14 protein-coding genes are annotated in these 23,542 nt (G+C 43.8%); 3 read left to right on the top strand and 11 right to left on the bottom strand.

Annotated elements, in window-relative coordinates; translation table 11 throughout:
- The first annotated feature begins 518 nt into the window (after window positions 1-518).
- Complete coding sequence (gene parC, locus HL061_RS10350; protein ID WP_252962804.1) at window positions 519-2,825, top strand: DNA topoisomerase IV subunit A; 2,307 nt, start codon at window positions 519-521, stop codon at window positions 2,823-2,825.
- 247 nt (window positions 2,826-3,072) lie between these two features.
- Here the strand turns inward: parC and HL061_RS10345 are convergent, their stop codons facing one another.
- The 3 genes from HL061_RS10345 to HL061_RS10335 all read right to left on the bottom strand — a co-directional run bounded on the left by HL061_RS10345 (window position 3,073) and on the right by HL061_RS10335 (window position 5,904).
- Window positions 3,073-3,534 (bottom strand): BLUF domain-containing protein, encoded by a 462-nt coding sequence (locus HL061_RS10345; RefSeq protein ID WP_252962803.1) that lies wholly within the window; start codon window positions 3,532-3,534, stop codon window positions 3,073-3,075.
- Window positions 3,535-4,644: 1,110 nt separating this feature from the next.
- Window positions 4,645-4,953, bottom strand: a complete 309-nt coding sequence (locus HL061_RS10340) for a BLUF domain-containing protein (protein WP_252962802.1) — start codon at window positions 4,951-4,953, stop codon at window positions 4,645-4,647.
- 357 nt (window positions 4,954-5,310) lie between these two features.
- Window positions 5,311-5,904, bottom strand: coding sequence for a hemerythrin domain-containing protein (locus tag HL061_RS10335; RefSeq protein ID WP_083328929.1), 594 nt, complete (start codon window positions 5,902-5,904; stop codon window positions 5,311-5,313).
- A 393-nt stretch (window positions 5,905-6,297) separates the two neighbouring features.
- Here HL061_RS10335 and HL061_RS10330 point away from each other — a divergent pair, with 393 nt between their 5' ends.
- On the top strand, window positions 6,298-7,137 hold the full coding sequence (locus HL061_RS10330) for a Cof-type HAD-IIB family hydrolase (protein ID WP_083328928.1): 840 nt from the start codon (window positions 6,298-6,300) through the stop codon (window positions 7,135-7,137).
- A gap of 42 nt (window positions 7,138-7,179) precedes the next feature.
- Here the strand turns inward: HL061_RS10330 and HL061_RS10325 are convergent, their stop codons facing one another.
- The gene (locus tag HL061_RS10325; RefSeq protein ID WP_071002938.1) at window positions 7,180-7,992 is read right to left on the bottom strand and encodes a 3-oxoacyl-ACP reductase; all 813 of its coding nucleotides are present in this window, start codon (window positions 7,990-7,992) and stop codon (window positions 7,180-7,182) included.
- A 359-nt stretch (window positions 7,993-8,351) separates the two neighbouring features.
- Between HL061_RS10325 and HL061_RS10320 the strand changes: the two genes are divergently transcribed.
- Complete coding sequence (locus HL061_RS10320) at window positions 8,352-9,479, top strand: spermidine/putrescine ABC transporter substrate-binding protein (RefSeq protein WP_071002937.1); 1,128 nt, start codon at window positions 8,352-8,354, stop codon at window positions 9,477-9,479.
- Window positions 9,480-9,561: 82 nt separating this feature from the next.
- Here the strand turns inward: HL061_RS10320 and HL061_RS10315 are convergent, their stop codons facing one another.
- The 7 genes from HL061_RS10315 to pilQ all read right to left on the bottom strand — a co-directional run bounded on the left by HL061_RS10315 (window position 9,562) and on the right by pilQ (window position 23,542).
- The gene (locus HL061_RS10315) at window positions 9,562-10,773 is read right to left on the bottom strand and encodes an FUSC family protein (protein ID WP_252962801.1); all 1,212 of its coding nucleotides are present in this window, start codon (window positions 10,771-10,773) and stop codon (window positions 9,562-9,564) included.
- A gap of 205 nt (window positions 10,774-10,978) precedes the next feature.
- Window positions 10,979-12,400: a glutamate synthase subunit beta gene (locus tag HL061_RS10310; protein ID WP_252962800.1), complete on the bottom strand. Its 1,422-nt coding sequence runs from the start codon at window positions 12,398-12,400 to the stop codon at window positions 10,979-10,981.
- Between the two features lie 231 nt (window positions 12,401-12,631).
- Entirely contained in the window at window positions 12,632-17,095 is a 4,464-nt protein-coding gene (gltB, locus tag HL061_RS10305) for a glutamate synthase large subunit (protein WP_252962799.1), read from the bottom strand.
- 881 nt (window positions 17,096-17,976) lie between these two features.
- Window positions 17,977-19,080 (bottom strand): hypothetical protein, encoded by a 1,104-nt coding sequence (locus tag HL061_RS10300; protein ID WP_240365476.1) that lies wholly within the window; start codon window positions 19,078-19,080, stop codon window positions 17,977-17,979.
- 135 nt (window positions 19,081-19,215) lie between these two features.
- Window positions 19,216-20,325, bottom strand: a complete 1,110-nt coding sequence (gene aroB / locus HL061_RS10295; protein WP_252962798.1) for a 3-dehydroquinate synthase — start codon at window positions 20,323-20,325, stop codon at window positions 19,216-19,218.
- A 78-nt stretch (window positions 20,326-20,403) separates the two neighbouring features.
- A complete protein-coding gene (gene aroK, locus HL061_RS10290) occupies window positions 20,404-20,964 on the bottom strand; it encodes a shikimate kinase AroK (RefSeq protein ID WP_058025946.1) in 561 nt (186 codons plus the stop codon).
- A gap of 205 nt (window positions 20,965-21,169) precedes the next feature.
- The gene (gene pilQ, locus HL061_RS10285; protein ID WP_252962797.1) at window positions 21,170-23,542 is read right to left on the bottom strand and encodes a type IV pilus secretin PilQ; all 2,373 of its coding nucleotides are present in this window, start codon (window positions 23,540-23,542) and stop codon (window positions 21,170-21,172) included.

The following is a 23,542-nucleotide window of genomic DNA, read 5'->3' as shown; positions in this document are numbered from 1 at the left end:
CAATTATTTATACCAACAAAAACTGGTCATGTCACTGAATTTTACCCACAGTATCTCTTTTATTTTAGACACAATATTTACATAATAAAACTGCCTTCGCCTGTGCTCTCGAGGGCATCAGCTGGCCCAGTGAGCGGCGTAAAGTTACAGTAAGCTCCCTCTTCTCTTTGTCGCTGCTCGGTTTAGCTGCGCTGGTTCTGTCACTAATTCGGCACTGTCACTCTAAGATATTTATTAAAAACAAATGTTAGTTTTACTATACTTAACTTTATCTATAAAAGCCACGTACGGGGACATGGTAAGTAAAGTCTATAAAAGCCAGTATAAGCACGTCATGAGCTGTCGTATATTCTGATACATGTCTTTTTAATTGGATCAATATCCTTTACGATAGCACTATCTTATTTTTGCATAAGTATCGCGCCCAACCTAAATGAGCATACGGTGCAGTTCACATTCATACTATGCCTGACTATATAAACCATACTAATTAAAAACTCATAAGCGAAGTCTATTTTATGTCTGATGTTATTGATCCTACTGTTGCCCCAATCATTCCTAATGAGCCGATGGATACTCGCTCAGTGGCAGAGTTCACTGAGCAGGCCTACCTCAATTATGCCATGTACGTCATCATGGATCGGGCGCTACCAAATATCGCTGACGGCCTAAAACCTGTTCAGCGCCGTATTGTCTACGCCATGAGCGAGCTTGGGCTAAAATCCTCTGCTAAGGCAAAAAAATCTGCACGTACGGTCGGTGATGTGCTCGGTAAATACCATCCACATGGTGACAGCGCGTGTTATGAAGCCATGGTATTAATGGCACAGCCGTTCAGCTATCGCTATCCGCTTATCACGGGTCAAGGTAACTGGGGTAGCCCTGATGATCCTAAGTCCTTTGCGGCCATGCGTTATACCGAAGCCAAAATGTCTGCTTATGCCAACACCCTACTTGCAGAGTTGGGACAAGGCACGGTCGATTGGCAAGATAACTTTGACGGCACGATACAAGAGCCAACCACTCTACCCGCTCGCCTGCCCAATATTTTATTAAACGGCACTACAGGAATCGCGGTTGGCATGGCAACTGACATTCCGCCGCATAACCTTAACGAAGTGGTACGTGCTGCTATTCGTTTATTAAAAAATCCTGAGCTGTCTGTTAAGCAGCTTACCCAGTCAATACCAGCACCAGATTTGCCAACGCCAGCTGAAATCATCACTAGCAAAAAAGACTTGCAGGCGATGTATGAAACAGGGCGTGGAAGTTACAAAATGCGCGCGACTTTTCATATCGACCCCAAAGAGAAGAATTTAGTCATTATTGACGCGCTGCCCTACCAAGTCTCAGGCAACAAAATCCAAGAGCAAATCGCCAAGCTCATGACGGATAAAAAACTGCCTTGGATTACCGATATTCATGATGAATCAGATCATGAGAACGCTTGTCGTATCGTATTAGAATTGCGCTCAACGCGCGTCGATGTCGATCGCGTTATGAGCCATCTGTTTGCTAGCACCGATCTTGAGAGCAACTACCGCGTCAATATGAACATGATTGGCCTCAATGGTAAGCCACAGGTCAAAAATCTAAAAGAAATCTTAGAAGAATGGCTCATTTGTCGCCGCTCAGTCGTCACACGCCGTCTGCAATATCGTCTTGATAAAATCGATAAGCGCTTGCACGTCCTTGCAGGTTTGCTAATTGCGTATCTCAATATCGATGAAGTCATACGTATCATTCGTGAAGAAGACGATCCAAAAGCAACATTGATGCAGGACTATAACCTGACTGATATTCAGGCCAATGCTATCTTGGATATTCGTTTGCGTCAGTTGGCAAAGTTAGAGGAAATTGAGCTACGCCGCGAGCAAGATGAACTCGCTGCCGAACGCGCCACCATCCAAGAGTACTTGGACAATCCAGACAGTCTCACCAATCTGATGATTGAAGAGCTCACCGCCGATATGAAAGAACACGGCAATGAGCGTGTGTCGCCATTAGCAGAACGCGAAGAAGCACAAGCATTAAAAGAGTCAGAACTCGTACCGAGCGAGCCGGTCACCGCTATCCTATCGAAAGCGGGCTGGATTCGCGCGGCCAAAGGCCATGATGTTGATGCCGCTGGTATGAGTTATCGCTCAGGGGACAGTTATCAAGCGCACGTGCGCGGCAAGTCCAATGAGAAAATTTACGTCCTCGATAGTACAGGACGTAGCTATAGTATTGATACGCACAACCTTGCCTCTGCGCGTGGTCAAGGCGATCCCCTGACCAGTGTGTTAAAACCACCAGCAGGTGCCAGCTTTGAGCAGCTATTGACTGGTGCTGACGATCAACGCATCATTCTTGCCAGCTCGCAAGGTTATGGCTTTATCAACACCCTTGTTAATTTAGACAGCAATCAAAAGGCAGGCAAGAATGTCATTAACCTCGCTGCCGATAGTCGCCTGCTGTCTGTCGCTCGTATCGACGCGCCAGTAAAAACGGCGGATAACACTGACGACGAGACCACCAAGTTAGAGATAACGCCTGACCATGTCGCAGTGGTAACCAATGCCGGATATCTACTAATATTTGCCCTCGATGATTTGCCCGAACAGGCTCGCGGTAAAGGAAACAAACTGATTAAGCTGAAAGATGATGAAGAAGTGCTGGCTATTACGCCACTTAGTTTACAAAACAGCCTCGTCATTACTGCTGGCAAACGCCACGTGACACTCAAGCCAAATGACTTGGCTAACTATACGGGCACTCGCGGTAATCGCGGCGGACAGTTACCACGAGGCTTTCAGAATGTAACGAGTGTTGAGGTTGGGTAGTTTTGGTCTCTCAAGTTTGATCAAGCTAGATTAAAACCCAGCTATCACGCATCAAAAAGCCGCCCATACACAATGTATGGGCAGCTTTTTTGTACTAATAAAGGTTTGTATTACCAAGAACAAAAATTTGTACTACAGCAGAAAAATGTCTGGCCATATTTGAATATTAAAACTAAGAGCCACCAAAACTAGAAACGATTAAAAGTAGAGTGAAAAAACACAGTTGTAGCGAACAGATACGCTCCATTTACATATCGTTAAGCAGTTCATCTGTGAACAGCGCATCCATAAAACTTGTGATTCGATCTTTCGGCATTAGGTAGGGATTAAAGTCAGTACCTGCCGAAAAATGTCTGAGGGTATGTGCTTCATATTCAGGAGTTGATGCTAAGTATCTGATCAAAAATCCATCCCATTTACGTGTCTCTACCTCTTTAATATCTACAACATGGATAAAAAGATGTGGACGTTCCGTGATAATCCTCGTTATCAGCTCGTTGACATCAAGTCTTGAACCTTCAATATTTTGAATAATATAGTTGTCGTTGATGGCCAGTGCTGAGGTTATACCGCTTTTCTCGTTGTTTCGTCTTGCTATCTCAAAAGTACGGGCCATTTTCACGCCATTATCTTTTTCGCGGTTTTTGCCAATATACGTTAGACTGGTGAGAATGTGAGCACCGTTTTTATTTCTCTCGTCTGAAATCATTCCCTTCTCTCTTCTAAATTAGAATTCAATAAATCTACGCATAAGGTATCTAATTAAAAATCCATTTAACTTAAGATACTATTTAAGAATTACCCTAATCAATAGCCCCTTATTTTTTTGTTATATAGTTACTAATTAATAACCTTAAGTTATTAATTCTCGAAGACCCATCTTGTATTTTTATTCTAATTCCACTCAAAAAAATCTAAAAACAGCATCTATAATATCTTTCTCTGAGAGTTCTGTAGCGAGAACAACTCATCAACTCTTTCTTCACAAACCTTTTCAGTCATTATGTCGTTATAATTTTTTTTGATCTGCAAAAATCTCATGTAAAAAGTTCTCAATCTGACTACTTCTCATAAGGTAAGGGTTATAGTCAGCACCTGTCGAGAAGTTTTTCAAAGCATACAATTCATCTTCATTACTTGACGTTAAATGTTTGATTAAAAAACCATCCCATTGGCGTGATTCTATTTCTTCTATGTTGATAATGTTAGGAAAAATAGTTGGATGCTCGTCGAATATCTTGTGCAAGGCAGTATAGTCAATCAATATTAAAAGTGGTACAAGGCAGACGAGTGCAAGTACTACAGTAGTAGGCTAAACGAGTCTAACGCTGTAACACTTTAATAGTGGTTCGACTATACTGATAGCAGGTCTTGTTCCCTGAAAGCTTTGGACAAAATAGCCTTCACTGATAACTAAAGCTGAAACGATGCCGTTTTCTTCGAAATACCTTCTCCAATACTCAAGTGCACGAGTCAACTCGATGCCTGAGTCTAGATCGACATTTCTGGCGATATATGTCATGTTGATAAGAATGTGCTCGCCATTTCTTTTTTTGTTCTCTGAAGCATGGCTTGTCGTTGTATGCATAAGAAACCCTATTTGCAAAATACTTATCTAAATTAAGATACACTTTATTATAAAATATAATCAATGAAATTGTTACGTTTTGACCGAATTTTTACCATCTATTATTATTTTTTAAATTGTGACATGACCTTTTTGATGAGATAGGACACCAGTATTTACTGCCGCGAATTTTACTACAAATGTTGGTGAAAACTGTGTGATTGTATTATTCTAATAGCTCAAAAGCCTAATCTATATCTGACTATAATTACTATTTTTTAATCCCAAAATAGCAATAACCAAGCTTTCATTGATCGAAAATCTCGAGTTTTCAATGTTTTGAATAAAATAATGATCCTTAATGACAAGCGCTGAAGTGATATTGCTTTTTTCGGTATTTTTTCGTGCCGTCTCAAAGGTACGAGTCAGCTTTATGCCATTATCTTTCTCACGATTTTTACCGATATATGTGAGGCTAACCAGAATATCTACACCGTCTTTATCTCCCTCCTCCAAAACTTCAGTACCAGATTCTGAGATGTAATCAATAACTTTATGCATAAAAGATTCCAATGATCAAAAGCCACTTTAAATTAAGATATCCTTTACTCTAAAGTACAATCAACAACATTTTGTATTTTTTAGTAGGTTTTTACCCGTTATTACTATTTTCTAGAGAGGCAACGTTGCAGTTTCAATAAGATAGCGTACTCATACTCCTATCGCTACATCGTAGTACTATAGTCAATCAATACTAAAAGTGGTACAAGGCAGACGAGTGCAAGTACTACAGTAGTAGGCTAAACGAGTCTAACGCTGTAACACTTTAATAGTGGTTCGACTATACAGATTTTGATACATTCAGTGCGGTAGTCTTGTCTGATAAAAAATGAAGCTGAACTATTTTTCGCTATAACACTAATTCAGCCCCAAAATAGGAATCACCAAATCTTCTTCATCAGTGAGGTGTTGCGACAGTAACTCACTTGCATCCATTAAGCGCTGATGCAATTGCTCAACCAGCGCTTTATCTTCAGTATTGCTTGATGCTAGCCTGCTATTTAGCACTTGCAGCTCATTAAGTAGTGTATCTAAATGCACATGATCACGATCTAATATCTCAAACCCTGCTTTTAGTTGAGGGTACATGCGCATGAACTGCGGAAAGTAGCCTGTATCTTCAATATTATGGTGCTGATGTAATTTAAAAATATATTGATTAATCCGTGGTGAGATTTGTGAGCGGTATTCTAACCATTCAATATCACCAGCATGATAGGCATCACTGATTTGGATAAGAACGTGTTGGCGTTTACGTATGTCAGCGTGAATACTTAGCCAAAAAGATGTCTTATAAACATAGTCGTTACTGAACCATTGATCTGGTGGCAGTTTGTCATACAAAAATAGCCATTCTGATTGTAATCGGCTCTCAGGGTGACGTGGCATAGACGCATCGAGCGTGTTATCTGCTATGGCATCATGATTTGATTTTGGGGTAGAAGCAGTCATAATCTTGTCCCTATAAATTATTTTGCTTATTCAATTTTCTCTATAAGTGCTTGAGTCGTTATCAATAAACCCTCTTTAAAGAACTTAGCTCAGAAAACGACATAGTAATTTATTAGATAAAATTCATTAGATGAACTAAAAAATATTTAATTTAAGTGTAGTCTATATATAGTCTAAACATAGAATATCAACGGTATCTTCGGTAATACGTTAGCAATTTTATGAATCATCAAAGTGAATAGCGTAAGACCCATGCGTTACACAACCTAGTCAAAACCATCCTCATTTTTGGCTAATGAGCCTGTAGGATAAGACGAATAATAAAGTCGCTCAGGCATTAGTAATCAGCTACTATTACCTTTAGTAGCAGCGCTTAAAATGTAGAGGATCATCATGTTTATCGAAGATAAAATTGCTCAAGAAAGTATGAATACCAAAGTTTCTACACCTAAAATCATCTTTTTCGATATCGATGATACCTTGAGTCGCAGCGGCGTCATTGCCGAACATAATAAAGCAACCCTTGAGCAACTGGCAGACACTGATATCAAGCTGGTGATTTCAACTGGGCGCTCCAAGGCCATATTGCCTGAGGATATCTTAGCATTGCTTGATGCAGATATATTGGATGCCATTATTTGTATGAATGGACAGTATAGCTTTGATAAAAAGGGCCGAATCAGCCACTATCCATTGTCAGATGAGCAAACAGATAAAATCGTGCGTCTTTGCCAGCAGAGCGACTTGATTCATAAGTTTGACTCTGCTACTCATATCGCATGGTCAGATGAAAACGACCGTTTGCGTGAATTCAACGCTGTCACACCCAACTCTATTCTTGACCCTGAGTATTACAAGTCAAATATCGTCTATCAATGCTCAGTATTTTTTAATAATCAATTCGATAAAATGCAGGACATCGATTTTGCGCAGTATGATTTAAAGCTGGTACATTGGCATCAAATCGGTGCAGATATTTTGCCAGTAGATGCTTCAAAAGCGCGCGGCATCAAAGATGTCTGCGAATACTATGCGGTCGATGTCAGCGAGTGTATGGCGTTTGGCGATGGTATGAATGATTTAGAAATGTTTGATTTGGTGGGGTTTGCGGTTGCGATGGGGGATGCTCAGCCCGCTCTGATAGAACGAGCTGATTTTGTCACTGGTACGATTGAAGAGTATGGTATCCAAGCCGTGCTTGAGCAGTTCTACACTGCCGCGTCCACCAAATAAAAACCTTGCTTGAGCCTATATCAAGTACCCGTTAGCTTTTTGCTAAGGCATCGTCAAACCACCATCAACCGCGATGGACTGACCGGTGATAGCCACGCTCAAATCAGACGCCATGAGTAGTACAGAGTTAGCAAAGTCGGCAACTGAGGTGGCTTGACGCAGCGGCGTGGTGGTAGCGATATAGTCAAAGACTTCCTCAGTCGTGAGGCTGCTAGCATCGGTAGTCTTTAACAGGCCGCCTGCTAATAGGTTTACGCGAATGCCGTGCGGACCAAGCTCGCTAGCTAGATTGCGCGTGAGCCCCAGCAGCGCCGATTTGGCGGTCGTATAGTCATAATAAGTCACGACAGGATTGTAGACAAGGTTGGTTGAGATATTAATGATTTTACCCATCTGCTGCGCTTTCATCTGTGGCAATACCGCTTGTACAGTGTTGACCGCGCCTTTGACGATACCGTCGATTTGCTGAGAAAAATGCGCCCACTGCACGGTCTCGATGCTAGTATTGTCAGCACTAGGGTCAAATTGATAGTGTGGCAATGCATTATTGACCACAATATCGATACGACCATGACGGCTAATAACTTCAGCCGCCATGGCCTTTACCTGCTCAAGCTTGGTGACATCCGCCTGATATACGAACGCCTGCCCGCCTGCTGCCATGATATCAGCCACTACCGTCTCAGCCGCCTCTTTACTGTTGAGGTAATTGACACAAACGATTGCGCCAGCTGTTGCCATTTGCTGAGCAATTTGTGCACCAAGTCCACGACTGGCGCCAGTGACGATGGCGACTTTGTCCGTAAGTAATGCTGGTATAGCGACAGGTCTGTTAGTAGAGGTACTTTGAGTCATCACGCGGTATCCTTTATTATTGTGGTATGGTTCATTGAGAGCCAAGTGCTTTTTGCGATTTTGCGCTTGAGCCTACGTTTATAGTAGCATGGTTATATCACCTCATTGCCCAGCACCTTGTGAGCAGTTTTTTAGAAATTCGACTGATTATCATCTGTGTTCAAATCAGCTGTTATGACAAATTTGATTTGTCTCATGAGCGCTATGTATGCGCATTACGACATATTGTCTTAGTAATAGCCCTTTAAATTGTGCAAAGTGATAACCATAATAGTGTTATTAGCGACATTAGGCATTAATTGCCTTATCATTTTTATCCGCATCTTTGATTTGAATTGTCTTTATTTAGGAGAGGTATTTTGACCCATTTATCATCGTTCCATTCAAGCAGCCCGGCACGCTTTGGACGTATGCTGCCAAAAGCATTACTAGCAGCCACTGTTGGCTTGGCATTATCCAGCTGTAGCAATTCTGACAATGCGGCAGATGCTAGCGCTGCTGCGAGCAATGAGACGCTTAATCTGTATAACTGGTCAGAGTACATGCCACAAGAGATTTTGGATGGTTTTGAGGAAGAAACTGGTATCACGGTCAATTACACAACGTTTGATTCCAACGAAGCCATGTACGCCAAACTCAAATTGCTTGATGATTCTAGCCAGTATGATTTGGCCATTCCATCGACTTATTATGTCGAAAAAATGGCCAAAGAAGGGTTACTGCAAGAGTTAGATAAGTCTAAATTAAGTAACTTTAAAAACCTCGATACGTCATTTACCAACACCAAAGTCGATCCTGACAATAAATACTCTATACCGTACATGTGGGGTAGCACCGGTCTTGCGATCAATGGCGATAGTGTCGATCCTGCAACTGTGAATAGCTGGAACGACCTATGGGATCCTAAGTACAAAGGTCAGGTGATGCTTACCAACGATGTGCGTGAAGTGTTCGGTATGGCGTTACTGACGCTAGGCTACTCGGGCAACAGTAGCAATCCTGATGAAATCAAAGCGGCTTACGACAAGCTTACAACGTTAATGCCAAACGTCAAAACGTTTAACTCTGATGCGACACGTATGCCGTACATCGAAGGTGAGACGTCTCTTGGCATGACGTGGAATGGCGAAGCAGTCATGGCGAATGACGAAGGTCTAACGAGCCTGGCTTATAAATACCCAACTGAAGGCGCTATCTTGTGGATGGACAACTTTGTCATTCCAAAAAATGCCAAACAGGTTGATGCAGCACATAAATTTATTGATTACTTATTGCGTCCTGAAAACGCCAAAATCGTGAGTGAAGAAATTGGTTATGCCTCACCAAACCAGGCAGCACGAGAGCTGATGGATGAAAGCGTTCGCAACAATCCAACGATTTACCCATCTAAAGACGTGTTAGCCAAAGCGGAATTCCAAGAAGATGTGGGCGATGAAGCACTACAAGTGTATCAACAATACTGGGATAAGCTAAAAACGGGGCGCTAATAGCCATGGTTTAATACCTTTAAAATAAAGTAAATCTTTAAGAAAAAACGCTGATCCTAAATGGTCAGCGTTTTTTTGTGCGTTATAAATGCAAATCTGTCTCGCCGCCCTGCTCTTTCATCCGGCGCTGCTCACGGCGCTGATAACCCAGCCCAGATGCAGCAAACCAGTGTGGCTTAGAGGTTTGTAACAGATCACTCAATTGCTGCAACTGGGTTTGCAACGTCTGTGTTAACCAAAAATACCCCTGCCACTCAAATGCTAAGTGCTGCACACTTGGATATTCTGACACAGCAATACGAGTAATCGGGCGAAACACTTCATCGCTTGGACTTCGGAGTACCGCCGCCATATGCTGCATGGCTTGCGTCAATTCGTGCTGATAATGCATCAGTAACACATGGTTTTCTTCATCAATTTCGATATTCGCCAAACGCGGAGCAGCACTTAATAATAAATCAATCGTTCCGATAATATTACGATGGGTACGCTGAATGGTCTCTAGCGTCTCTTTTTCGATTCCTGACTCACTTGCTGTCGCAGCGATATGTGGACGCACAGCCAGCAGGCGTTTGTTGATCTGCTGTAGCGCTGTTACCAACTTCCTATCAACGGGTACTTCTTTAATAGGAAAGGCGATTGGGTTTGATTTTTGAGTAGCATTGTCCATTACCCCATCCGCTGCATCAATATGATGACCCACGCCAGCATAGAGACTGCTACAAGCGTCAAGATTACTACTCAATAAAAACCGCCACATCAACGTTGATTTGAGCGGTAAAATCAGCGTCACTGCTACCGAAACACCTGTACCCAGTAAGATATTTAGCGCGCGGTAGATGCCATCTTGACCGATGCTGTTGTGACCCAAGTCAGAGACAATCATCAACATAGTGATACCCGTTAGCAGCCCTGTATATCCGAGCTTTCTGACGGCTAAATAGCCAATGATGCCGCTTAATATACCGATAAGTGCATAATCGATCCATAGCCATGCACCTGCATTTTGAATGAACCACAGCACCCCAAGGGCCGTACCTATGCCTAATAGAGTACCCAAGACACGCTCTTTGGCTTTGGTATAGATAGCGCCTTGATACTGCAATAATCCCAAGATAATAAAAACCGTAATGGTGGTCCACTCACCATGCGGCAGGTTGGTGAGTTTATTGGCCAGTAGCGCCAGTATGACAGCCGTTCCTAAGCGAATGGCGTGCAAGACGTCGGCATGTTGATAGCGAACATAAGGCTCAGTAAATGGAGCAGTAATAAGCTGGTAAAGGGTTGATTTCACGCAAGGCTACTCTTTTTAGTGAATAAACGAGTTTTAGTGGATAAATAAGGTAAACGATAAAGCATATAGGGTACGCAAAAACATGCTAGCAGTCGAGCCTCGATTTACCAAGCATCACTCAAAAAAAACGCCTTTTGTCTGATAAAAGACAAAAGACGTTTACATCACAAACCACTAATAAATCGTGGAATCTAAATCGAGGTAATTATACTTCTAAAAAGTCTAGTATACCTTCTGCTGCTTCGCGGCCTTCCCAAATAGCCGTCACGACCAAATCAGAGCCACGTACCATATCACCACCTGCAAAAATTTTGGGATTCTGCGTTTGGAATTTAAAGGTTTGTTTTTCTGCAGCCAACACTCGACCAGAGCTGTCCATTGCCACTTGCTGCGACTCGAACCAATCAGCAGGACTTGGTCTAAAGCCAAATGCCATAATCACGGCATCACATGGGATAATCTCTTCAGAATTAGGAATCGGCTCAGGACGCTGACGTCCGCGGTTATCTGGCGCACCCAAGTGCGTCGTGACTACTTTTACCCCATTGACCTTACCGTTTAAGCCAATGATTTCAGTAGGCTGGCGGTTGAATAAAAACTCAACCCCTTCCTCACGAGCATTGACTACTTCGCGGCGTGAGCCAGGCATATTTTCTTCATCACGGCGATAAGCACAGACGACTTTTTCAGCACCTTGACGAATACTGGTACGGTTACAGTCCATCGCTGTGTCACCACCTCCTAGTACGACAACTCTTTTGCCTTTAAGGTCGATGTACTCTTCGGCATCTTTTTCCCAGTCATTACAACGGTTGACGTTGGCAATCAGGTAATCTAGCGCATCGTAGACGCCTGTCAACTCTTCACCAGCGAAGCCGCCACGCATATAGGTGTATGTACCCATACCCATAAAGACCGCGTCATACTCAGCCAATAGCTCATCAATGGTGACGTCTGTACCGATCTCTGTCTCTAAGCGAAATTCCATACCCATGTCTTCAAAGATGACACGGCGGTTACGCATGACGTCTTTTTCCATTTTGAACTCAGGAATACCAAAAGTTAATAAGCCACCAATTTCAGGACGTTTGTCAAAGACGACAGGCTTGACACCATTTCTGACCAAGATATCTGCGCAACCAAGACCTGCTGGTCCTGCGCCAATGATAGCAACTTTTTTGTCTGTCCAAACAACTTCAGACATATCTGGGCGCCAGCCAAGTGCAAACGCGGTATCGTTGATATATTTCTCGACATTACCAATGGTCACTGCCCCAAAGCCATCGTTCAATGTACAAGCGCCTTCACACAAACGGTCTTGCGGGCAAACTCGTCCGCATACTTCAGGCAAGGTATTGGTGCGGTGGCATAGTTCAGCCGCTTGGAATATCTGTCCTTCTGTCGCCAACTTTAGCCAGTTAGGAATATAGTTGTGTACTGGGCATTTCCACTCGCAGTACGGGTTACCACACTCAAGACAACGATGCGCTTGCTGAGCAACAGCTTCGTTTTCAAAAGGTTTATAAATCTCAACAAACTCTGTTGAGCGCGTTGCAATGTCTTTTTTGGTTGGATCAAATCTCGGTACATCTAAAAACTGGAAGTTATTTTCTAAGCGTGTTGCCATGGTGCTATCTCTTTTATATAAGGCTCTTTTGCAGTGGTGGCGACAGTCATGCGATGTGTTGTTTGTCTAAAATCAAAGACATATATCACTGCTGTCACGTACCTGCTGAAAACCTGTGAGTTAAAACGTCTCTAAAAACGGAACGCTGGCTACCCTAATTAAAGTCATTGTCGATTTCTCAATACGATCTCTTAAGAAAATCGATTGACACGACCGACAATGACAAATCGGCTATTGTGGGTCGGCCATGGTAGTTTTAAGAAGACTTGCAATGTTCGCCGCTTTTGGCTTCACCAAATAGAATTTACGAACATAGTGCTCAAAGTCGTCCAATATCGTCTGACCCCACGCACTGCCTGTTTTATCTACATGAGCTTCAATCACTTGTTGTAAGTGAATGCGATGCTCTTCTGTTTGCTCGCTTGAGATACGGTTGAGATCGATCAGTTCATGATTGCAACGATCAAAGAAGTCACCTTCCATGTCGAGTACATAAGCAAAACCACCCGTCATACCAGCGCCGAAGTTGAGCCCAGTACGGCCAAGAATCGTGACGATACCGCCCGTCATATATTCACAGCAATGGTCACCTGTACCCTCAATGACTGCATGCGCACCAGAGTTACGGACGCCAAAACGCTCACCTGCGGTCCCAGCAGCATATAACTTACCGCCCGTTGCACCATATAGACAAGTATTACCGATGATGGCGGTTTCTTGTGCCGTAAAGTTTGAGTCTTTAGGTGGATAAATGACAATCTCACCGCCAGCCATGCCTTTACCCACATAGTCATTGGCATCGCCTTCAAGCTCGATATTTAAGCCGCCAGCATTCCACACGCCTAAACTTTGCCCTGCAGTACCTGTCAGGCGAAGCTTGATCGGCATATCGCTCATGCCAAGGTTGCCCCATACTTGTGCAATCTCACCAGAGATACGAGCACCAATAGAGCGGTCACAGTTGCCAACGAAATAGCTATAATCGCCGCCTGAGCCTTGGCGAATATTAACGAGCATATCGCGAATCATCTGCTCAGCGAGCAAGCCTTTATCAAACGGCTCGTTACGCTCCACCTGACACGTTTGGGCTTTGCCCACACTGGCTGGGTGACTAAATAGCAATGGCGTTAAATCAAGATGACGCTGCTTGTCCGTATTACCTTCTAAGATATCTAGCAAGTCAGTACGACCGACCAGCTCTTCCATACTACGAACTCCTAGCGCTGCTAACCATTCACGTGTTTCAGTCGCCACAAATTTAAAGAAATTAATCAGCATTTCTGCTTCACCAATGAAATGCTCATCGCGTAGCTTGGCTTTTTGGGTAGCAACCCCTGTTGGACAATTATTTAAATGACAGATACGAAGGTACTTACAACCAACCGCAATCATCGGCGTAGTACCAAAGCCAAAGCTCTCTGCACCAAGAATGGCAGCCTTGACGACATCCAATCCTGTTTTTAAACCACCATCGGTCTGAACACGTACCTTATCACGTAATCCATTCACTCGTAGAGACTGATGGGTTTCAGCCAGACCTAGCTCCCATGGCGAGCCTGCATGATGGATAGACGATAGCGGAGATGCTGCTGTACCACCATCATAACCTGAGATCGTAATCAAATCGGCATAGGCTTTTGCAACGCCTGTCGCGATCGTACCAACACCCGGACGCGACACCAATTTAACCGATACCAATGCATCTGGATTGACTTGCTTCAAATCAAAAATCAGCTGCGCCAAATCTTCGATAGAGTAAATATCGTGATGCGGCGGCGGTGAAATCAAGGTCACGCCTGGCACCGAATAACGCAAGCGCGCAATCAGCGCATTCACTTTACCACCAGGTAGCTGACCACCCTCGCCCGGTTTTGCGCCTTGAGCGACCTTAATCTGCATGACTTCTGCTGAGCGCAGATATGCAGGTGTCACGCCGAAACGACCAGAGGCCACTTGCTTGATCTTTGAGTTACGCAACGTGCCATAACGCGCAGGATCTTCACCGCCCTCACCAGAGTTTGAACGTCCACCGATAGTATTCATCGCCATCGCAATTGACTCATGCGCCTCAGGAGACAGCGCACCTAGTGACATGCCTGCTGAGTCAAAACGCGTCAAAATCTCAGAGATATCCTCAACATCATCGACATCGATACTGTTGTCAGTCTTTAATTGCAACAAGTCACGTAAGGTCGCCACTGGGCGGCTATTGACTAGATTGGCATAATTCTGATAATTCTCATAATCGCCCGTACGTACTGCCGTATGCAGGCTGTTGATCACGTCAGGGTTAAAGGCATGGTACTCTTTATTGAAGACAAATTTGAGCAAACCGCCCTGATCTAGTGGCGCACGACGCTTAAATGCGTTGGCAGCCAGTTGCGCTTGGTCAGCGGCAAGATCTGCAAAGGTAGCGCCTTTGATACGGCTTTGTACGCCTTTAAAACATAGGCTCACGACCTCTTCAGACAGACCAACTGCTTCAAACAGCTGCGCACCGCGATACGACACAATGGTAGAGATACCCATTTTTGATAAGATTTTTAGCAAACCTTTATCCAAGCCTTTGCGGAAATTAACGCGAGCTTGAATCGGATCACCAAGCAACTCACCAGTCGCCACCAAGTCATCGATGACATCATATGCCAGATATGGATACACACAAGTTGCACCAAACCCGATCAATACCGCGACTTGATGCGAATCGCGTGCAAGACCTGTCTCAATCACCAAGTTAGCATCGGTACGGATACCTTCTGCAATCAGATAATGATGTACGGCTCCTGTGACCATGATGGCATTGGCAGGTACTTTTTCTGCATCGATCTCTTTATCAGACAGTACGATCAAGGTATTGCCCGAACGGATTTTATCTGCCACTTCTTCGCAAATAGCAACGATAGCATCAGATAACTCTAAAGTACGGTCATAGTTCAGATCGATACGAGCCATCTTGAATGCTGGATCATCCAAGGTTTCAAGCTGCTGCATCTTGCTGGCTGACAAGACTGGTGATGACAAAATAATACGGTGAGCATCTCTTGCTGATGGCGCAAACACATTAGTCTCAGCACCTAGGCAAGTTTGTAGTGACATCACGATTGATTCACGTAATGGATCAATTGGCGGGTTGGTCACCTGTGCAAATTGCTGACGGAAAAAATCACCGACATGGCGGATTTGCTGCGATAGTACTGCCATTGGCGTGTCATCACCCATCGAACCTACTGGCTCTTGGCCGTTTTCAGCATTAGGACGGATGATCTCTGTACGCTCTTCATTGGTGATGTGATACATCTTTTGTAAAGCTTTTAGCTTGTCGCCACGGCACGCTTGCGCTGCTAAGGTTTCTTCTAAGCGCTCATCATCACGGACACGTGTCGCTTCTTCACGCAGCCACTTTCGATACGGATGCGCATTTTTTAGCAACGTTGCAACAGCAGTCGTATCCATCACTTGACCTGTCAACGTATCAATAACCAGCATTTGACCTGGGCCGACACGACCTTTTGCCAACACATCTTGTGGTGAGTAGTCCCAAACACCAACCTCTGATGCAACCGTGATATAACCGTTCTTGGTGGTCACCCAACGTGACGGACGCAGACCGTTTCTATCGAGCATACAGACGGCATAGCGTCCATCTTGGATCACAAGCCCTGCAGGACCATCCCACGCTTCCATATGCTGCGAATAAAACTCATAAAACGCTCGCAAATCCATATCCATGCTATCGACGTTCTGCCACGCTGGTGGCACCAAAATCGACATCGCATGGAACAAATTCATACCACCAGACATTAGCACTTCAAGCATGTTATCTAGGCTTGATGAATCAGAACCTGTACTGTTTACAAGCGGCGTCAATTCATTCAAGTTCGGCAGTTTGTCTGATTTAAGCTTTGGCGTGCGTGCTTTAGACCAGTTGCGATTACCTGTAATGGTATTCAATTCACCATTATGAGCCAGATAACGGAACGGCTGTGCCAAAGGCCAACGCGGCAAAGTATTGGTGGAGAAACGCTGATGGAAAACCACGATATGTGACGCCAAGCGCTCGTCTTGAAGATCCAAGAAAAATGCTGGCAGGTCTGATGGCATGACCAAACCTTTATAAATAATGGTCTGGCAGCTTAATGAACATACATAAAACAGCTCGTCATCTGTCAGGCGCTGCTCTGCTTTTTTGCGTGCAACAAATAGCTTACGGTTGAAATCTTCAGCAGCCAAGTCATCTGGCGCATTGACAAATACCTGCTTAAAACCTGGTAATGTCTCACGGCCGATCTCACCCACAATACTCAAATCAAGTGGCACATCACGCCAGCCAGCGACTTCTAATCCTTGAGCGGTAATCTCATCGCTCAATACTTGCTGGCTATGCTTGGCTTTATCATCATCCAAATTGACGAACACCATACCAACAGCAAAGTTGTCTGTGATTGCGAATTGCTGCTCATCAGCGATCTGTTTAAAGAAGTCGGTAGGCGTCGCTAATAGTAGACCGCAACCATCACCAGTTCTACCATCTGCCGCCACACCACCACGATGTGTCATGCAACTTAAACTATGAATGGCGGTTTTTACCAAATTATGGCTGGCTTCACCCTTAATATGAGCAATTAGACCAAAACCGCAATTATCAGAAAAATCATCTGGCGTGGCCAGGTGTGTTTGCGAGGAAATCATTGACATAGCTTGTCCTTTTAAGTAGACGGGCAACTTACATCTCCAATGCGGAGCATAAGCTGGTACCCGTAAGCAGAACGGGCTGATAGTGGATATTCGGATAGTTGAATTAGTAAATGGTGCGAGGCTCAATCAACATCATGCTCTAAAAGCAAGTAACCCTTTGACCCTCTTGGTCATTAGGTAATGTCGTGACATATGCGTCGTATATTAAAGACAGTGAATGACAGCCCTTTGAAACAGAGTAATTTATACCCCTAAATGCCAATTGCCCAATCAGTAATACGTTATGTCGTTCGTTTAAGCATCGTGTGTTATGTCGTTATATCTAGCAATGAGAGCTGGACATCCAACCATTTAATAACCGTGCATGTGGTTCGTCTTGAATATCTGACGCTCTGTATTCAAGCGCCTTATTCACTCTAAAAAGAGTGACAATAAGAGAGGTTGCGTCACTTACAATGATCTTGATGTCGGTTGTAAGTAGCCGCGCTTGAGACAACAAATTTCAGTAATAAACTCTATAAATGATAGATCTATCACTAAATGCTTGTTTAATAATAGTTTTTTACGATAACTATACAGAACGTCGCCCACAGTTATATTAGTTAATGATTCACAAAAAATCTAGTCTTTTCTATCGATTCATCAGCCATAATTTGTATAAGGTCTCATTACTATTGGTTATAGGACGATTAAAAACCTATTAGAAATATAATATAAAGCGCCTATGTTAGGGTTACCTGAGGCAATGGATGATATCTGTCTACCTTGAATACTTTGCCCCAAAATAGCGACAGTAGCCACTAATATATTAAAAAAACGAAGTATAAAAAAAACCCACTAACCAATTAGCTAGTGGGGTTTTCAATAACAGAAAATGCGTATCAGTTGCTTTTGTCCTCTATTAACGACTTGATACTGTCACTATTATTTTTAGGCGCATTATTATTTTTAGGTGCATTTGCATTACTATTTGCCCCATTGTTGCCCGTATTGGGCGGTTTTGGCGCAGGTATAGCGGGTGGTTTTTTAGCGGTGCTATTATCTGCACCTGCTGTTGACGGCTTTTTATTTTCCTGCTTGGAGTTGTTGGTATTACTTTGCGTTTGACTTGATGCCTCATCAGTTGATTGTGGCTCATTACCAACTGTGCGCTCTTCTGTGACAGATAATGTTTCAGAGGTATCTGCAGATTGACGGATGCTTTCTACTGGGGCGCTATCGTTAGAGGAACGTTGACTATCGCGACTCGTATTAGTGTTAGCGGCTTCTTGCTCATTAGCCGTATTGTTGACTGCTTGCGCTTGCTGACGTACTGGTATTTCACGCTTAGTCGGTTTTAGATTGACAGCGCGCGTGCGCTTCGTACTTAAGTCTTTTACTGGATCAGGACGCTCGTAGTTATCGATAATACTTACGTATCGATTGATCTCCTCCGGTAGTACACGTACATTGGCAGGCAGTTTAAAATCTGTGAGCTTTGCTGCCCCAACGGCCTCCTGTGGACTACTCATGATTCCGTAAGTCAGTATATAACGGACTTGATTTTCACTATCAAGATAGCGGAAATAAGCGAACTTATCACGATCTTCACGGCCTTCTAAATAACTGACAATCACGTCATTTTCAGCGACATTCATCACCTGCACGGTCCACTTACCCTTGTTGGCAAGTAGATAGCGCTTGTCTTTAAACTCGTCAGGATAATTACGCAAGTCACGGACAGTCGTATCAAAACTAATCGGCTGTACATCGGTATCCAGCTCGTGAAGCGACTCGATTTTTAATGGTTGCTCAAACTCATCAGCCAACATTTGCGGTGCTGATACTGGTTCGTTTTCAATTTTGGCACCCATCGCTGGCGTTTGGCTTAGCATCCAGACTAACGCTGTCACAACACCTAATAGTAACGTCGCGACCAGCCAGATCAGGGCTTGACGACTGTATGATTGGCCAGCGGTACGCGTCTTCGATTTTGATGCTGCCATAGGAATATCCTTGGTAAAAACATATTTAAGAGCATTACATCAATGCTCATTCAAATAGAAGTGCAGTTAGTGCAGCCTATGAATCTGCTGTACATATCAAGTTTTAGTACGAATACTCACTAAAATTTTGATACATTATGCGCTGTGTTGTGACAATACTTCGAGCAACAGATCGTTATCGAAGTCATTGGTCACTACTGCACTCCCTATTGATTTTAACAAAATCAGCCGGATTTGTCCTTGTTTCACTTTTTTATCGTGTCCCATCAAGTCCAGAGCAGTTTGTACATCAATGGCAGGCGGTTTGGTTGGCAGGTTACCTAGCATCAAAACACGCTCAATGCGCTCAACCTCATCAAGGGTCAACCAACCAATTTTTTGGGACAGTTCAGCTGCTTGCATCATGCCCGCCGCTACCGCCTCACCATGCAACCAATTGCCGTAACCTTGATGGGTCTCGATCACATGACCAAACGTATGCCCAAAGTTCAGCAGGGCACGCACACCTGACTCTCTTTCATCTTGAGCGACCACATCTGCTTTGTATTGACAGCAGCGCTTCACGGCTTCGCCAAGTACTGCCAGATCCAACGCCATCATTGCAGTTAAATTCTCTTCAAGCCATGTCAGGAATGCTTCATCCATGATAAGCGCATACTTGATAATTTCAGCGACTCCTGCTGACAGCTCACGTGCAGGCAACGTTTTGAGCGTACTCATATCAGCGAGCACCATTTGTGGCTGCCAGAATGCGCCAATCATATTTTTGCCTTGCGCATGATTGATGCCCGTTTTGCCGCCAACGCTAGAATCGACTTGCGATAATAAGGTCGTTGGAATTTGGATAAAGTTGACCCCGCGCATAAAACTTGCCGCAGCAAAACCTGTCATATCACCTACCACGCCGCCACCAAGTGCGATAAGCGTGACATCACGATTGAAATGCTCTGCCATTAGTGCATCATATATTTGGTCAATGCTTGTCTGGTTCTTATATTGCTCACCATCTGGTAACACGCAAACTTTTACCTTAAACTGCTCTGCTAGCTCGTCTTCTAAAGCTTGCAAATATAGAGGTGCCACGGTATCGTTAGTCACAATCAATACTTGGCAGCCCTTAATATAAGGTGCGACTTGCTTTGCCATACTGCTGTCTTTTGACGTCGCATCTTCAGTAATAATGATTGGATAATCATGACTTTGCGTACGAACTGTTAAGCTATCATGAAACAGTGACGTTGCCATGAGACACTCCTTAAGCATTTATAATTGGGTAAAAGTAGCTGAGTATACCTACCTATCATATCAATAGATAATATCGGTCTACTCTTTATTGTCTTTTGATGTTGTGTCAGTACAATCAAAAAATGCGTTCAGCTGCTGCATTAATTGGCTGACCATATGACGCGGATAAGTGTGACCAGTGGGCATAATAATATGCGCGACCTGACGATATAATGGATCGCGAATACTATATAGATCTTGCAGTATTTTTCTAGGATTAGGCTGTTGTAAAAGAGGCCGTGACTTGTCTTTAGAAGTGCGGGCCATTTGCACATCGACTGGGGCATTGAGATAAACCACGATGCCACGCTGTCTTAAGAACTCTCGGTTTTCAGCAGCCAATACTGCGCCACCGCCAGTTGCCAATACAATTTGGGGGGCTTGAGTCAGCTCATCAATGGCACGTGTTTCACGCTCACGAAAACCCGCTTCACCTTCTTTGGCGAATATCCAAGCAATGTCAGCACCGGTTTGCGATTCGATATACCAATCACTATCTACAAAAGTGCGACCTAACTGCTTGGCCAGTAACTTACCGATCGTCGTCTTCCCCGCTCCCATCGGACCCACTAAAAACACCGACGGCAATTCCTGCACCATAATACTCACTCAGCTAAATTAGCTATCATACAACGTCATTGATATTCTGGCTAGTAATGCGCTGTGATTATTGTTAGTAATATTTAGAGCTTATCGTCCATTAATCCATGCATATAGCTCGCAATATTAAAGAGGCTAAGTTTACGCACAAAAAAAAGTAAGCACTAAGGCTTACTTTTTTAGTGAATAATCAACAAATTTATGATTAATTCAAGCGACTTGTGCCATCATTGATCAATTTTGGTGTGACAAATATCAACAGCTCTTCCTTATTGTTATTGCGCACATCTCTGCGGAATGCACGGCCAATGTATGGTAAATCGCCTAAAAACGGCACTTTTTCCACCTCGTTGCTGTTACGGTTTCTAAAGACACCACCCAATACGACGGTTTGACCGTCTTCTATAGTCACATTGGTGGAAATAGAGTCTTCAGCAATAGCAACTTGACCATCAAGAGACCTAATTGGTGTGCCGTTGGTAATCAGCAATTGCAATCCAATCTTACCATCAGGGGTGATATTTGGTGTCGCCTCTAAACTCAGTGCCGCTTCTCTAAAACTGGTTGTAGTTGCGCCGCTCGCTGAGGCTTCCTGATAAGGAATCTGGGTACCAGAAGAAACTTTTGCGGTTTGCTTGTCGGCCGTCAAAACTTTCGGGGTTGAGATGACTTCACCGCGATTGTCCGCTTGTAATGCTGATAGTTCAAGATCAAGCATCACATCAGATAAACTTAATAGGCCAAAAGCGATACTACCGGCTGGATTATCCACCCCTAAATCAACGTTTAAGTTATCAGGACGGCTGATGTCATATGAAGGATAAGAAACCGTTTGTCCATTGACAGTCGTGGTTTCTACGTCAAAATCTTTTAAGTCCCACAAAGTTTGATCACTACCACCAACCAACAAGCTACGATTATTGGCTGCACCATTTGATAAGATTCCCCAGCGAACCCCAATCTCTTTACTAAAGCTGTCAGTGGCACTAACGATACGCGCTTCAATCATAACCTGACGCACAGGGATGTCAATCTTGCTAATTAAGGTACGAATATTTTCAATGCTATTTGCCACATCTTTGACAATCAAGGTATTGGTACGCTCATCAACTGTTACCGTACCACGATCCGACAACAACGTATTATTGTCATTTCCACGATTTGTAAGTCCGCTCGTGCCCCCTATACCGCTACTACCAGATGAGCCACTTCCTTGAGAAATCAAAGTCAGGACATCTTGTGCTTTTGCATAGCTCAAACGAATATATTCAGTACGTAATGGCGCATAAGATTGAACAGCTTGCTGCGCTTCAAGCTCACGTGCTTCTTGTTCAGCGAGTTCAGTAGAAGGCGCAACCAAAATCACATTACCATTTTCGCGCTTGCCTAGATTTTTACTTTTTAGGATAATATCGAGTGCTTGATCCCAAGGCACGTTGATCAAACGCAAGGTGATGTTACCAGCGACTGAATCACTCGCAACGATATTCATCTCGGTAAACTGCGCTAAAATATCTAACACACTGCGAATTTCAACGTCTTGGAATTCCATAGACAGTGGCTCGCCGCTGTATACTCTCTCCTCAAGTGTCGGCTCACGTAGCAGCTCAGGCTTGCTAATACTAATATTTAACTGATTGCCCGATTGGTAAGCTTGATACTCGTAATCATCAAACATATTAATAGTGATGACACCATTTTGTCCTTGGTTTTTAGTATCGATGCTACTCACCAAACCACTATTAATATTTAATCGACGTAGCAAGTTTCTTGGGACCGTACTGCCTGTTAAACGTACGACAAGCTTATTACCTTGGCGTTGTACATCTACCGGAATGGCTTCGTTGGCAAGTACCATGCTGACGTTACCGCCACCATCATTACCTGCCGAAAAATTGACCGCGCTGAGACCATCATAGCTGTATTGCTTACTCACTTGTGCCGAAGCAAGTTGCGGGTTCAACAGTGGATTAACTCTGACTACCATCGTATCGGCTGGTACTTCGTTTTCTACCACGACGGTATTATTTGTACTGACAGCTGCAACGGGAACCGTGCTGGTCTCAACGATTGGCGTGACGACTGCAGTGGTGGTGATGCCGCTAGAGTTATTAAGGACATCTTGTACAGGGTCACTAGTAATCACTGGACGATCAGGATCTGTAATGGTCAGTAGTAGCTCGTTACCCTCAATCGCTGTTGTATAATTGCCTGATTGCTTGAGGCCAACGATAAGACGCGTCGTACTGTCGCTACTCAACGTGGTGACATCATTGACCATACCGATATTGTATTCGTTGAAACGACTGGCAAGACCGTTTTGTACTTGTTCAAAGTCTAATACCAAGCGGCTAGGATCATCAAGCTCGTAGGCTGCAGGCAATACTGGTAAACCTGTGAACCCCAAACGCATTTGTGTCACTGCTGGTGCAGTTTGCACTACAGACACATTATTGATGCGCTGTGCAGCGTGGGCGCTACTACTGACTGCCACCATGCTGACTGCCAGTGCTGAAATGGCAAAAGCAGAAGAAACGCGGTTGCTCATCATCATTACCTTGTTATTGCGTACTGTCAT

The sequence above is a fragment of the Psychrobacter sp. PSP genome (assembly GCF_024085615.1).
Lineage (GTDB): Bacteria > Pseudomonadota > Gammaproteobacteria > Pseudomonadales > Moraxellaceae > Psychrobacter > Psychrobacter pacificensis.
The sequence above is the reverse complement of the archived record's forward strand: the minus strand, read 5'-3'. Positions and strand labels throughout refer to the sequence as shown.

What these genes read in the sequence shown, in the direction of transcription:
- parC (WP_252962804.1), top strand. Translation starts at nt 519, where the DNA reads ATGTCTGATGTTATTGATCCTACTGTTGCCCCAATCATTCCTAATGAG.
- HL061_RS10345 (WP_252962803.1), bottom strand. Translation starts at nt 3,534, where the DNA reads ATGATTTCAGACGAGAGAAATAAAAACGGTGCTCACATTCTCACCAGT.
- HL061_RS10340 (WP_252962802.1), bottom strand. Translation starts at nt 4,953, where the DNA reads ATGCATAAAGTTATTGATTACATCTCAGAATCTGGTACTGAAGTTTTG.
- HL061_RS10335 (WP_083328929.1), bottom strand. Translation starts at nt 5,904, where the DNA reads ATGACTGCTTCTACCCCAAAATCAAATCATGATGCCATAGCAGATAAC.
- HL061_RS10330 (WP_083328928.1), top strand. Translation starts at nt 6,298, where the DNA reads ATGTTTATCGAAGATAAAATTGCTCAAGAAAGTATGAATACCAAAGTT.
- HL061_RS10325 (WP_071002938.1), bottom strand. Translation starts at nt 7,992, where the DNA reads ATGACTCAAAGTACCTCTACTAACAGACCTGTCGCTATACCAGCATTA.
- HL061_RS10310 (WP_252962800.1), bottom strand. Translation starts at nt 12,400, where the DNA reads ATGGCAACACGCTTAGAAAATAACTTCCAGTTTTTAGATGTACCGAGA.
- gltB (WP_252962799.1), bottom strand. Translation starts at nt 17,095, where the DNA reads ATGTCAATGATTTCCTCGCAAACACACCTGGCCACGCCAGATGATTTT.
- HL061_RS10300 (WP_240365476.1), bottom strand. Translation starts at nt 19,080, where the DNA reads ATGGCAGCATCAAAATCGAAGACGCGTACCGCTGGCCAATCATACAGT.
- aroB (WP_252962798.1), bottom strand. Translation starts at nt 20,325, where the DNA reads ATGGCAACGTCACTGTTTCATGATAGCTTAACAGTTCGTACGCAAAGT.
- aroK (WP_058025946.1), bottom strand. Translation starts at nt 20,964, where the DNA reads ATGGTGCAGGAATTGCCGTCGGTGTTTTTAGTGGGTCCGATGGGAGCG.
- pilQ (WP_252962797.1), bottom strand. Translation starts at nt 23,542, where the DNA reads ATGACAGTACGCAATAACAAGGTAATGATGATGAGCAACCGCGTTTCT.